The organism is Pseudomonas sp. PH1b (genome assembly GCF_000633395.1).
Lineage (GTDB): Bacteria > Pseudomonadota > Gammaproteobacteria > Pseudomonadales > Pseudomonadaceae > Aquipseudomonas.
On record NZ_AYMU01000016.1, the window covers coordinates 109621 to 121888 of the forward strand.

General features: G+C 65.2%; 12 protein-coding genes. 8 read left to right on the forward strand and 4 right to left on the reverse strand.

Annotated features, from left to right (window positions below):
• Nucleotides 1–51: 51 nt before the first annotated feature.
• Together U873_RS0124265 and U873_RS36775 are read right to left on the reverse strand one after the other, a co-directional pair.
• Nucleotides 52–489, reverse strand: coding sequence for a hypothetical protein (locus U873_RS0124265; protein ID WP_025130718.1), 438 nt, complete (start codon nt 487–489; stop codon nt 52–54).
• Nucleotides 486–782: a hypothetical protein gene (locus tag U873_RS36775; protein ID WP_157838123.1), complete on the reverse strand. Its 297-nt coding sequence runs from the start codon at nt 780–782 to the stop codon at nt 486–488. The genes U873_RS0124265 and U873_RS36775 overlap by 4 nt, the downstream gene beginning before the upstream one ends.
• A gap of 234 nt (nt 783–1016) precedes the next feature.
• Between U873_RS36775 and U873_RS0124270 the strand changes: the two genes are divergently transcribed.
• A complete protein-coding gene (locus U873_RS0124270) occupies nt 1017–1568 on the forward strand; it encodes an ATP phosphoribosyltransferase regulatory subunit (RefSeq protein WP_029978618.1) in 552 nt (183 codons plus the stop codon).
• Nucleotides 1569–1629: 61 nt separating this feature from the next.
• Here U873_RS0124270 and U873_RS0124275 read toward each other — a convergent pair whose 3' ends face one another.
• A complete protein-coding gene (locus U873_RS0124275; RefSeq protein WP_025130720.1) occupies nt 1630–2427 on the reverse strand; it encodes a DUF4349 domain-containing protein in 798 nt (265 codons plus the stop codon).
• Between the two features lie 197 nt (nt 2428–2624).
• On the opposite strand from U873_RS0124275, the gene U873_RS0124280 reads away from it, so the two are divergent.
• A complete protein-coding gene (locus tag U873_RS0124280) occupies nt 2625–3044 on the forward strand; it encodes a PaaI family thioesterase (RefSeq protein ID WP_025130721.1) in 420 nt (139 codons plus the stop codon).
• Between the two features lie 9 nt (nt 3045–3053).
• On the opposite strand, the gene rtcR is transcribed toward U873_RS0124280, so the two are convergent.
• Nucleotides 3054–4655: an RNA repair transcriptional activator RtcR gene (rtcR, locus tag U873_RS0124285; RefSeq protein ID WP_025130722.1), complete on the reverse strand. Its 1602-nt coding sequence runs from the start codon at nt 4653–4655 to the stop codon at nt 3054–3056.
• A gap of 204 nt (nt 4656–4859) precedes the next feature.
• On the opposite strand from rtcR, the gene U873_RS0124290 reads away from it, so the two are divergent.
• The 6 genes from U873_RS0124290 to rtcA all read left to right on the forward strand — a co-directional run bounded on the left by U873_RS0124290 (nt 4860) and on the right by rtcA (nt 12236).
• Complete coding sequence (locus U873_RS0124290; RefSeq protein WP_025130723.1) at nt 4860–6410, forward strand: TROVE domain-containing protein; 1551 nt, start codon at nt 4860–4862, stop codon at nt 6408–6410.
• 763 nt (nt 6411–7173) lie between these two features.
• Entirely contained in the window at nt 7174–8400 is a 1227-nt protein-coding gene (locus U873_RS0124295) for an RtcB family protein (protein ID WP_025130724.1), read from the forward strand.
• A gap of 4 nt (nt 8401–8404) precedes the next feature.
• The gene (locus U873_RS0124300) at nt 8405–9748 is read left to right on the forward strand and encodes a PBS lyase (RefSeq protein WP_025130725.1); all 1344 of its coding nucleotides are present in this window, start codon (nt 8405–8407) and stop codon (nt 9746–9748) included.
• An 18-nt stretch (nt 9749–9766) separates the two neighbouring features.
• Nucleotides 9767–10393, forward strand: coding sequence for a hypothetical protein (locus tag U873_RS0124305; RefSeq protein WP_256244858.1), 627 nt, complete (start codon nt 9767–9769; stop codon nt 10391–10393).
• Nucleotides 10394–10407: 14 nt separating this feature from the next.
• Nucleotides 10408–11199, forward strand: a complete 792-nt coding sequence (locus U873_RS0124310) for a DNA polymerase beta superfamily protein (RefSeq protein ID WP_025130727.1) — start codon at nt 10408–10410, stop codon at nt 11197–11199.
• A gap of 8 nt (nt 11200–11207) precedes the next feature.
• Nucleotides 11208–12236, forward strand: a complete 1029-nt coding sequence (gene rtcA, locus U873_RS0124315; protein ID WP_025130728.1) for an RNA 3'-terminal phosphate cyclase — start codon at nt 11208–11210, stop codon at nt 12234–12236.
• Nucleotides 12237–12268 lie beyond the last annotated feature (32 nt).

Sequence of the window (12268 nt, forward strand, 5' to 3'; positions counted from 1 at the left end):
AAGCCCGGTGGCTTGGACCGGGCTTCTTTTCGGCAACGACGCTTGGGTGGCTCATGCGCGGTTTTGCATCAAGCGATCCGAGCCGCCTTCAGCCACGCGACGTTCGATCAGGCGATCGGAACCGCCCTCAGCTACGCGGCGTTCGATCAGGCGATCGGAACCGCCTTCAGCCACGCGACGTTCGATCAGGCGATCAGAACCGCCTTCAGCTACTCGGCGTTCGATCAGGCGATCAGAACCGCCTTCAGCTACGCGGCGTTCGATCAGGCGATCGGAACCGCCTTCAGCTACGCGACGTTCGATCAGGCGATCAGAACCGCCTTCAGCCACGCGACGTTCGATCAGGCGATCGGAACCGCCTTCGGCCACGCGGCTTTCAATCAGGCGATCCGAGCCGCCTTCGGTGATCACCGGGTAGGCGCTGCTGGCGGCAAATGCGTTGACGGCGAAGGCCGAGAAAACCAGGCTGAGGAAAAGTTGGCGTTTCATGCTGGGGTGCTCCGGGGGTCGCTGTTGTCGGGAATGGAGCCGATCCTACGCCGCGCCAGTTTTTTGAGAACTGCATTGGCTCGATGGTGAATATCGACGTCGCTGATAGCGTCGCCAAGGCCTTTTGCAGAGCCCTTGCGCGCCATCCACCAGGGGTTCGGCGAGGCTTGTCGCAGGCCGGCCGACGAGATCGGCAGCGATACAAAGTCTCCTGCAGCAGGCTTGTCAGCCTGCTGCGGTCCGTGCCAGGATGCGCGATGAATTTTTTCCGCTGCCGTACTCGCCTCCATCATCACCGGACCTCATCCCAGGGGCCGTGGTCGCGTATGCGCATCGAGCCGTCAGTGACCCGCTCCGGCAATCACTGACCGTCGAGACACCACCAAGGCGCCCTGCAAGGCGCCTTTTTTTTGCCTGTCACACACCAGAGGAAACACCCATGACCATGCTTCGTGGCACCCGAATGATCAGCGGCGAACAAGCCGCCACCCTGCGTATCCTGGAAGGAAGGTTCCGGAGCTGGCTTCATCGAAGCGGGCGCTGAAGAAGTCATAGTCCCGGCGCTGTGGGGCCAGGACACCTTTATCGAAAAGGCTGGCGGCAGCGAAGTCATCGGCCAGATGTGGGCCTTCAACGACAAGGCCGGGCGGGCCTGCTGCCTGATCCCGGAAGCCACCGCGCTGTTCCAGGAAACCGCTGCCGAACTGCTCGCCGGGCGCGAACAGGCGAGCTTTTTCTATGTCGCCCGCTGCTACCGCTATGAGCGCCCGCAAGCCGGGCGTTACCGCGAGTTCACCCAGCTGGGCCTGGAGATCCTCGGGCCTGATCCGCAGCAGGCGCTGGAGCAGGCGCGGGCGTTGTGTGTCGGTTTTCTCGATGCCCTGGGGCTGGAATACGAGCTCAACCTGGGGGTCAAGCGCGGGCTGACCTACTACCTCAATGGCGAGGGTTTTGAGGCCCGCTGCCCGCAACTCGGAGCGCAGCAGCAAGTGGTGGGGGCCGGCGCCTATCGCCAGGGTGCGGGCTTCGGCATCGGCCTGGAACGCCTGTTGCTGGCGCTGCAAGCCCAGGGCGCCTAGGGCATTGCGCGAGCCCAATAAAAAGCCCGGCTGAATAGCCGGGCTTTTTATTGGTTGCCGATCAGTGGCGGCGACGCACGAACTTGCGCCACAGCCAGACCCACAGCAGGGCCAGGGGGAAGGCCAGGATCACGAAGGGCAGTACATAGCTGCCTTTCTCCAGGGCTTCGGCGGTGCCGTCGGCCATGTTGTCCAGCAGGTTGCTGAAGGCGAGCTTGAGGTTGGAGCCGCGCTCGGCGTTGTCGCTGGGGGTGAAGTTCAGGGTCAGGCGGTTGGTGTCCAGGCGTCGCTGCTGGCCGGCGGCGACCTGGGCCAGGGCCTGCAGTTCGTTTTCGATGACCGCCTGTTCCTTGCTCAGGGCAATCAGGTCGCTGACGCTGATGTCCTTGCGCGCCGCCAGTTCATCCAGGCGTCGCTGCTGGCTCTTGAGCCGTTCCTGCTGGCGCTGCACATCGGCCACGGAGTCGGCCAGGTCTTCGGCGGTGGTGATGCGCTCGCCCAGTTGGGCACCCTCGGCGGCCAGGCCGACCATCGGCTCGACCCCGCTGGGAGCGATGCGCAGGATCACCTGGGCGCGGTAGGGACCCTGTTCCAGGCGCAGGATGTTGCAGGGGCCGAACTTGGCGCTTTCACAGGCTTGGCGGGTTTGCTCCAGGCGCGGAGCGATCTGTGCGGCGGGCAGCGACAGGCCCAGCTCGTGCTCGTAGGCCAGCAGCGCGCCGGCCTTGCCCTGGGCGCCGCCCATCGCCATGCCAGAGCTGTTGTCATGGCTGGGTGAACAGGCGCCGAGGGCGAGGCTGCCGAGCAGGATGAGGGGCAGCCGGCGTAGCCGCGAGGAGTGATCGTCCTGATACCGCATGGAGGTTCCTTGATTGCATGGGTCTGTGGCTGAATGCCAGGGCGCCTATCTTACCGGGCTTTGGCGCGCCACCCCATGCCGTCTCGGGCTTATTGGCGATAATTTCTCGGGTTGATACTGATGGCTGCGCAGGGCCTGAGGCGCTACACCTCTGCGGGTTGGCATCTGTCATGCCAGTTCATTGCCAGGAGCGTTTCATGGATGTCGTGTCGATCCCCGAAGGCTTTACCCCCTTGTCCCGCAGCAGCCCGCTGCTGGAGCTGATCGGGCCGGTCTATGGCTGCGGCAGTGGCCGTGAACTGCGCCTGGGCCTGCGCGCCGATGCTCGTCACGCCAACGGCCGCGGTACGGTGCACGGCGGCATCATCGCCACCCTGGCGGACATCGGCATGGGTTACGCCATGGCCTTTGCCAGCGACCCGCCGTTGCCGCTGATCACCGCCAGCATGACCCTCGACTACCTGGGCGCGGTGCAGGTGGGGGAGTGGATCGAGGTGCGCCTGGAACATGCCAGGCGCGGCCGGCAGATGGCCTTTGCCACGGTGCTGTTGCAGGTCGGCGAGCGTGAAGTGGCCCGCGCCAGTGGGGTGTTCGCCGTGCCCTTGCCGCGGGACTGAAGCCCGCGCTCACGAGGGATGGAGCTGCTTCCAGTCCAGCCCGAAGCGCGCCAGGTATTTGCGCAGCCGGTCGGCGTCGTTGGGGTTGGCCTTGCCCAGGCGTGACACCCCGAACAACCGTCGACCGGCCTGCGACAGGCTGTCGGCGCGACGGCATTCGGCAAGCACCGCCTTGAGTTGCAGGCGGTCGAACAGGTCCAGTTCCACCTCGTCGCCCAGCAGTGCCTGCAGTTCGTCCTCTTCGTTCTCCAGGCCCCAGGCATGGCGCAGGCGCTGGATCTCTTCCTCGGCCTGGGCCTGGTCGATGCGCCCGCTGTCGGCCAGGGTGGCCATGCGGGTGATGGACGCCGACAGCTCGCGGAAGTTGCCCAGCCACGCCGCCTCGCTGGAGCTGGCGAAGGCCAGGTAGCGGCGACGGGCTTCCAGGTTGAAGCGCACCAGTTGCCCTTGCTCGCGGGCATGGCGCTCCAGCTCGAAATCGATGTTCGGCTCGATGTCTTCGCGGCGCCCTGCAAGCCCCGGCAGGTCGAAGGTCCAGAGGTTGATCCGGGCAAACAGGTCTTCGCGGAACAAGCCCTGGGCAACTCGCCCGCGCAGGTCGCGGTGGGTGCCGGCGATGATCAGGAAGTCGCTCTCGACCTCCTTGTCCGAGCCCATGGGGAAGAAGCGCTTTTCTTCGATGGCCTTGAGCAGCATCGCCTGTTCGTCCAGCCCCAGTTCGCCGATCTCGTCGAGGAACAGCATGCCGCCGTCCGCCGCCCGCAACAGGCCGTCCCGGGCATTCTGCGCGCCGGTGAAGGCGCCCTTGATATGCCCGAACAGCGCCGACATGGCGCCGTCGCCCCGCAGGGTGGCGCAGTTGACCTCGACAAAACGCCCCTGCACCTGATGCCGGCCGCGCTTGAGTTCATAGATGCGCCGGGCCAGGAACGACTTGCCGGCCCCGGTGGGGCCGATCAGCAGCATCGGTGCCTTGGAGCGCACGGCGACGCGTTCGATCTGTTCGATGGAGCGGTTGAACGCCGGGTTGCGAGTGGCAATCCCCGACTTGAGGAAGGCCAGGCCTTCCAGGCGCTTGTGGGCAAAGCGCGAGGCGATGCGGTCGTAGCGCGACAGGTCGAGGTCGATCAGCGCGTGGGTACCGGTGGCGTGTTCCCCCGGGTCGCGGCGCCGCGCCGGTGAGGTCTGGATCAGCCGCGCCGGCAGGTAGCGCGCCTCGGTCAGGAGGAACCAGCAGATCTGCGCCACGTGGGTGCCGGTGGTGATGTGCACCAGGTAATCCTCGCGCTCGGTATCGAACGGGTAGGCGCTGGTGAAGTCGTGCAGGGCGCCGTACACCTCCTCGAAATCCCAGGGGTTGTTCAGGCCCATGGGGTGCAGGCGCACCTCGGTCTCCGGCGATACCTGGCGGATGTCATCGGCAATCCGCCCGGCCAGGCTGATGTCCCGGGCGTCGACGCCGTGGATCAGTTCCAGGCGGTGGATCAGCACATCCTGCTGTTGGCACAGGCCGACGCTGGGCCGCCAGTGGCTCCAGCGATTGGCGCCCTTGCCGACGCGATCGAGGGTGGCGCCGACAAAACCTATGGCCACCGTGGGCTTGCTCGACATGTTTATACCTGAAGATAAATAGCGATAAACAAAGATATAAAAATATCGAGGTGCTTGTCTTCAAAACTTGTTCAAGAACAATCGATAAAAAATAAAAGCCTTTAAAATCAAATATTTAATAAATATTTTTGTGAAAAAATAAAACCTGGCACAGCGGCTGCAATGTATCTGGCAACGAACAAGACAACAGAGCGAGACGCCAAGATGGCCAACATCCAGCTGTTCAACAGCCAACAGGCAAAAGCGCCGGCGAGCAACACCCTGAACGCTTCCAAGGCATCGGCCTATGGCTACAACGCCAAGCATCGCCTGGCTCAGCTGGCGGTCACCGGTTGCCTGAACTCGACCTTCTACACCTCGCCTGAAGGCCAGCTGGAAGCGGTGCTGCAATTGGTCAGCGAACTGGACAGCCGCTTTGTCGCCCAGGCCGCCCGTTACGCTCGGCAGCAAGGCCACATGAAGGACATGCCGGCGCTGCTGCTGGCAGCGCTGACGGCGCAACGCTCGTCCCTGGTGCCGGAGCTGTTCGCCCAGGTGGTGGACAACGGCAAGATGCTGCGCAACTTCGTGCAGATCCTGCGCAGCGGCGTAACCGGACGCAAGTCCCTGGGTTCGCAGCCCAAGCGCCTGGTGCAGAGCTGGTTGAACAACGCCACCGAGCGTCAGCTGTTGCAGGCCTCGGTGGGTAACCAGCCGTCCCTGGCGGACGTGGTGAAGATGGTTCACCCCAAGCCAAGCGAGGCCTGGCGCGAAGCCTTCTTTGCCTGGTTGATCGGCAAGCCGGTGGATGTGCAGGCGCTGCCGCAACTGACCCGCGAACTGCTGGCGTTTCGCAGCGGGGCGACACAGGAGGTGCCGCAGGTGCCGTTCCAGTTGCTCGGCAACGAGACACTGAGCGCCGGACAATGGGCCGCACAGGCCCGCAACATGGGTTGGCAGGGGCTGCGCATGAACCTCAATACCCTGGCCCGCCACGGCGCGTTCCAGGTGCCCGGTTGCACCGAGTACGTGGCGGCGCGGCTGGCGGATGCGGGGGAGGTGGCCAAGGCCCGGGTCTACCCGTACCAGTTGCTGGCGGCGTACCGCATGGCGGGCGAGGAGGTGCCGCAGCAGGTCCGCGAGGCGCTGCAGGATGCTTTGGAGCTGTCCCTGGCCAACGTGCCGGCACTGGCAGGCAATGTGGTGGTTTGCCCGGATGTCTCGGGCTCGATGCACAGCCCGGTCACCGGCTATCGCCAGGGCGCCACCACGGCGGTGCGTTGCATCGATGTGGCGGCGCTGGTGGCGGCCGCGGTGTTGCGCAAGCAGCCGGCGGCGCGGGTCATGCCGTTCGAGCGGGGAGTGGTGAACATCCACCTCAACCCGCGGGACAGCGTGATGAGCAATGCGCAGAAGCTAGCGAACATCGGCGGGGGCGGTACCAACTGCTCGGCGCCCCTGGCTCAGCTGGCCAACGCCAAGAGCCGCGTGGACACCCTGATCCTGGTCTCGGACAACGAGTCGTGGATCGATGCACGGCGCCATGGGGCCACGGAAACCCTGCGCCAGTGGGAGCGGATCCGCGCCATCAACCCGCAGGCGCGGCTGGTGTGCATCGATATGCAACCCGGGGCCACGACCCAGGCGCCGGACCGCGAGGACATCCTCAACGTCGGCGGCTTCAGTGACGCGGTGTTCGATGTGATCGCGCAGTTCACCGCTGGCAACTACGGTGCGCAGCACTGGGTCAAGGCGATCGAGGCAATGGAGCCCTGATCGGCAGAACAGGAGATAAACCGTGCGCCGGCGAGCCGGCGCACACCACGGATTTTTTGATCATTGGCCCTGAATGCCGCTGTGACTACATCTAAAGGCGTCTCAGCAACTCTTGTCAGGGCCGGTGAGGGCACGAATGCCAGTGGCTGTACATCCTGGTCAAGCCGGTTCGATTCCGGCAATCAGTCACTTCTTTTGTCGTGCCACCCTTTTTGTTTTTTGCGACGAATGCTGATGGAACTACATCCAAGGTTCGAGATGCGGGTTCGATTCCCGCCGGTGCTGGAAAACGGCGCCGTGGTTCAATGGTCAGAACGCGAGTGCATTGTTTCATCGACTCCTTGTCGTCGCCGTTTTTCCCCCGCTTCGGCGGGATGGCAGCGAATGCCACAGGTACTACATCGTGTCGCGGGTTCGAGCCCCGCCAGCCGCAAGGCTGTAGCTCAGTGGGTAGAGCAAATGTGCCTGTTCCCTTGTCGCTGCCCGCAGGCCCGGCCTGCACCGATTGACCCGGCGAATGCCGGTGGAACTACAGGACAGCGTGGTCGCGGGTTCGAGTCCCGTTCACCGCAAGGTGCTAGCTCAGTGGCAGAGCGCGCTGCATGTTCCACCTCCACTTGTCGCCGTCTGTACCGAACACCGCAGTCCCGTAGGAGCTGGCTTGCCAGCGAAGAGGCCCTCCAGATGATTTTCTGCGCCCCGGCTCCTGCACACCCTATTGAACAAGGCCGAATCACCGGCCACAGGAAAAAGAGTCAACGACATGGAACACAAAACCTACCAACTGCTGGAAGTCGCCAACGGCAAGCCGATCAAGATGTGGACCCAGGGCGTACCGGTGGAAAACGAAGCGCGCCAGCAATTGATGAACACCGCGAAGATGCCGTTCATCTTCAAGCACCTGGCCGTGATGCCCGACGTGCACCTGGGTAAGGGGTCGACCATCGGTAGCGTGATCCCCACGGTGGGCGCGATCATCCCGGCCGCGGTCGGGGTGGATATCGGTTGCGGAATGATCGCCGCCCGTACCTCGCTGACCGCCTCCGACCTGCCGGATAACCTGGCCGGGCTGCGTAGCGCCATCGAGGCGGCGGTGCCTCACGGTCGTACTTCGCCCCGTAGCGGTCGAGATAAGGGGGCCTGGGGTGATGTGCCGCAACAGACTGACCTGGCCTGGGCGGCCCTGCAGCCACGGTTCAAGGCCATCACCGATAAGTACCCGGCCCTGGCCAACAGCAACAACCGCCAGCACCTGGGAACCCTCGGAGGGGGTAACCACTTCATCGAGGTCTGCCTGGATGAAGCCAACCGGGTCTGGTTCATGCTCCACAGCGGTTCCCGCGGCGTAGGTAACGCCATCGGCAACCTGTTCATTCACCTGGCCCAGGCCGATATGCGTCAACATATCGCCAACTTGCCGGACCGTGACCTGGCCTACTTCGAGGAAGGCAGCCAGCACTTCGATGATTACGTCGAAGCCGTGGCCTGGGCCCAGGATTTTGCCCGGCACAACCGCGAGCTGATGATGCAACTGGTGATCCAGGCCACCCGCAAGGTGATCAGCAAGCCCTTTGAAGTGGCGCTGGAGGCAGTCAACTGCCACCACAACTACGTGCAGAAGGAGCGCCACTTCGGTGAAGAGGTGCTGGTGACCCGCAAGGGGGCAGTGTCGGCGAAGAAGGGCGAGCTGGGGATCATTCCGGGGTCGATGGGGGCCAAGAGCTTCATCGTCCGTGGATTGGGTAACGAGGAGGCGTTCTGCTCCTGCAGCCACGGCGCAGGCCGGGTGATGAGCCGGACCAAGGCCAAGAACACCTTCACCCTGGCCGACCAGATCCGCTCTACCGCCCATGTGGAGTGCCGAAAGGACGAAGCGGTGATCGATGAAATCCCGATGGCCTACAAGGACATCGACCAAGTCATGCACGCCCAGCGCGAGCTGGTGGAAGTGCTGCACACCCTGCGTCAGGTGGTGTGCGTAAAGGGGTAGAACAATGGACGACATGGAAGCCTTGATACCGGTCCCGCTCAGTTGGCATTCCCAGCTGAGCGACTATGAAAGCGGCCGGGTAAGGGAGGTATTGGAAAACCTGGACAGGCACAGTGCCTGGCTGGAGCTGAGCCGCTTCGGCAACGGTTTCGTGCGTCAGGCAGCGGTACGCGGTTTGTCCGCGCAGCCCTCGGCCGAGGCCTTGGCGGCGCTTCTGGAACGCCTCAACGACTGGGTGCCCCAGGTACGCCAGGAGGCGGCCGATGCGGTCGAGGCGTATTGGGCGCCGGAGCACGCCGGGCTGCTGTTGCAGACCCTGGCACCGCTGCTGGCCCTGAGCGGCAAGCAGCGGGCCGACCACGGCGCAACCCTGGAGCGGGCCACCGCGGTGTTGCAGCTGGCCCAGGTGCGCGACGAGGTGCATGGGGCCTTTGGCGCTTGTCGGGGCAAGGCTGCGCGCTTTGTCTTCGAACTGTTGCTCAAGGGCGTCGAGGACCGGCCGGCGCTGCTGGCCATGGCCCTGCGTCACCCGGAGGTCAGCGTGCGGCAGATGGCGGTGGACGCCTGCGCCGAACTGCCCGACGCGCAGGCGCTGCCCTTGCTGGAAGCGGTAATGCACAGCTGCGGTGCCAGTGTGCGGGTCAAGGCCTTGCGGCTGCTGTTGCCGCGCCTTGCCGATTGTCGCGGGTACCTGGCCCAGGCCTTGCTCGACCCTTCGGGGGCCTTGCGCTGCCTGGCCCACTGGGCCGCGCCGCGCCATGGGCTGGACCCGCGGGAGGTGCTGTTGGCCCGCTTGCAGCAGCCGGCCCCGGGCAACAAGCGCCAGTGGCTGGGGCTGCTGGGGCTGGTCAGGGAGCTGCAGGAACCGCAGGCCGACGCCATGGTGCGCCAGGCCCTGGCCTCGCCGGCGCCGAGTGTGCGCCTGCAGGCCCTGCAAACCCTGGGCGAGCGCGGCATGAGCGAGCAACTGGCGGCCCTCGACGATCCCTCGGACAAGGTCTTCGACTGCGCCCTGGGCCTGTTGCGCCAGCAGCCCTGGGCGGTGTTCGACGAAGCCCTGGAGTTGCGCCTGGACCAGCAGTGGCATGAGCTGCCGAAGGCGCGGCGTTGGGCCATGCTCGGGCTCAAGCCCAGTTGGCGGCAGTTGGAATACCTGCTGTGGCGCCTGGGGCAGGCAACGGATGAACGTGCCTATTGGCGCGAGGCCCTGGCCCGCTGGTGCGATGCCCGCTACGGCATGTTCGACCCGGTGACCCCCAAGCCGCTGCGCGAGGCCCTGGCGCAACGGGTGAAGGCCCTGGAAGAAACCGGTGAATTACCCGCAGGTTCGCTCACGCGCCTGCTGTGAAGAATGGAGAGAGTGGCCATGCAATCAGCCCTGCTGACACCGATCGAGAATGAACAGGGCCAGGCCTTGCGCCGGCAGATGAAAGAGGCGCTCTGCGTCTTCGACTTCGCCGTGCTGGCCGTAGCACCCCAGGCGAAGGTGGACCTCGAGCTGCATCGCCAGGCACTGAGTGTGTTGTTCCGACAGGTGCAGCAAGAACGCAGTGAAGACCCGTGTTATGCCAACGTCGGCCAAGGCCAGCCGATGCGCTGGGAGGTGCAGCGGGCACAACCCCGTGAACTGGATGCCGAGCAAATTCGCCAGTTGACCCTGATCCAGCCTGCGGGCGACGCCATGGGGTTGTACCCGGCCTTCAGCGATCCGCCGTACGGCACGCAGTTTGCCGAGAACGGGGAGCGCCCCGAGGTGATCTTCCGCCAATGGCTGGCGCTGCTGGGGCTGGAGCCCGAGGCCGGGCCGGTGGTGATCGACTGGGTGAGCAACCTGGAGCTGGAGTGGGTGACCGAGGCCCGCGTGGGGCCGGAAATGCCGCCCTGGAGCACGTATTTTGAGGAGGGCCTGGAGTGGTGGGGCGTCTGGTGCCTGAGCATCTGGAACCCCCGGCGCCGGACCCTGGCGGTACTGATGGCCAGTGCCACCGATTGAACAGGATGTTGCACATGTACACCGAAGAAGAGCGTCACCCCCTCAGTTGCGCCATGCGCGAACGGGTACTGGAAGAATTGGCGCGCATCGAGCGCGAACGCAAGGTCAAGGTGCTGTATGCCTGCGAGTCGGGCAGCCGTGCCTGGGGTTTTGCCTCCACCGACAGTGACTACGACGTGCGCTTTGTCTATGTGGAAAAACCCGAGTGGTTCATCCAGGTGGACACCGCGCGCGACGTGATCGAGCGCCCGCTGGACGATGAGCTGGACATCAGCGGTTGGGAGTTGCGCAAGACCCTGGGGCTGCTGCGCAAGTCCAACCCGACCTTGCTGGAGTGGCTGGATTCACCCCTGGTGTATTGCAGCGAGCCGGCTGCAGCCGCGCGCTTGCGGGCGCTGGCGGAGGCGTTCTACAGCCCGCCGGCGGCGCGCAATCATTACCTGTCGATGGCCAGGAAGAACTTTCGCGGTTACCTGCAAGGCGACAGCGTGCGGTTCAAGAAGTACTTCTACGTCCTGCGGCCGTTACTGGCGGTGCGTTGGATCGACCAGGGCCGCGGCCGACCGCCGATGACCTTCGCCGAGCTGCTGACCACCGTCGATGATCAGCCCTTGCTGGACGAAGTGGAGGAGCTGCTGGCCCTGAAACGCAGCGCCGATGAGTCGGCCTACGGGCCGCGGCGCCTGGCGCTGCACCGCTTTATCGCCGCCGAGCTGGAGCGCCCGGTGCCGAAGCTGGCGCGCACCCATGAAGACACTGCCGTGCTGGACGCCTACCTGCGGGAAACCGTCCGGCACTACGCTTGAGGAATGTGATGAAACAAGAGGTTATCGAACTGGACGGCGCCATCGGCGGCGGCCAGGTACTGCGCAGCGCCCTGAGCTTGTCGATGCTCACCGGCAAGCCCCTGCGGATCGTCAATATACGCGCCAAGCGCAGCCGTCCGGGGCTGATGCGTCAGCACCTGACTGCGGTGCTGGCGGCGGCCCAGGTCTGCGGCGCGCGGACTTCGGGCGCGGAACTGGGCTCCCAGGCCCTGACCTTCGAACCGGGGCCGATCCGTGGCGGCGACTACCGCTTCGCCATCGGCACCGCCGGCAGTTGCACCCTGGTGCTGCAGACCCTGCTGCCGGCGCTGTTGCAGGCGCCGCAGCCCAGCCGCGTGCACATCAGCGGCGGCACCCATAACCCCCTGGCGCCGCCGGTGGACTTCCTCCAGCAGGCCTGGCTGCCGCAACTGCGGCGCATGGGCGGGCAGGTGGAACTGCAACTGCTGCGCCATGGCTTCGTCCCGGCCGGCGGTGGCGAGCTGGAGGCATTTATCCAGCCTTCGACCCTGCGCCCCCTGCACCTTGAGCAGCGCGGCGCCCTGCTCGAACGCCGGGCCTGGGCCCTGAGTGCCGGTTTGCCGGCCCATGTGGCGGAGCGCGAGCTGCGCCGGGTCGGCAACCGCCTGGACTTGCCCTGGGAAAGCCTGAGCCCGGTGCAGTTGGACGAGCAATATGGCCCGGGCAATGTCCTGCTGCTGGAGTTCGTCTTCGAGCACCTGACCGAGTTGTTCAGCGCGTTCGGCCAGAACAGTCTGCGCGCGGAGCATGTCGCCGACCTGGCCATTGACCAGGCCCGGGACTGGCTGGGGTCCACGGCTGCGGTGGCCGAGCACCTGGCGGACCAATTGCTGCTGCCCATGGCCCTGGCCGGCGGCGGCAGTTTCACCACCCTGCGCATGACCGAGCACCTGCAGAGCAATATCGCGGTGATCGAGGCGTTCCTGCCGGTACGCATCGACTGCCGGCCCCTGGCCGACCAGCTGTTGCAGGTGCAGTGCCGAGCGCAGGCCTGAAGGGCGGCGCCAGCCTGAGCGTTTTATCTGCG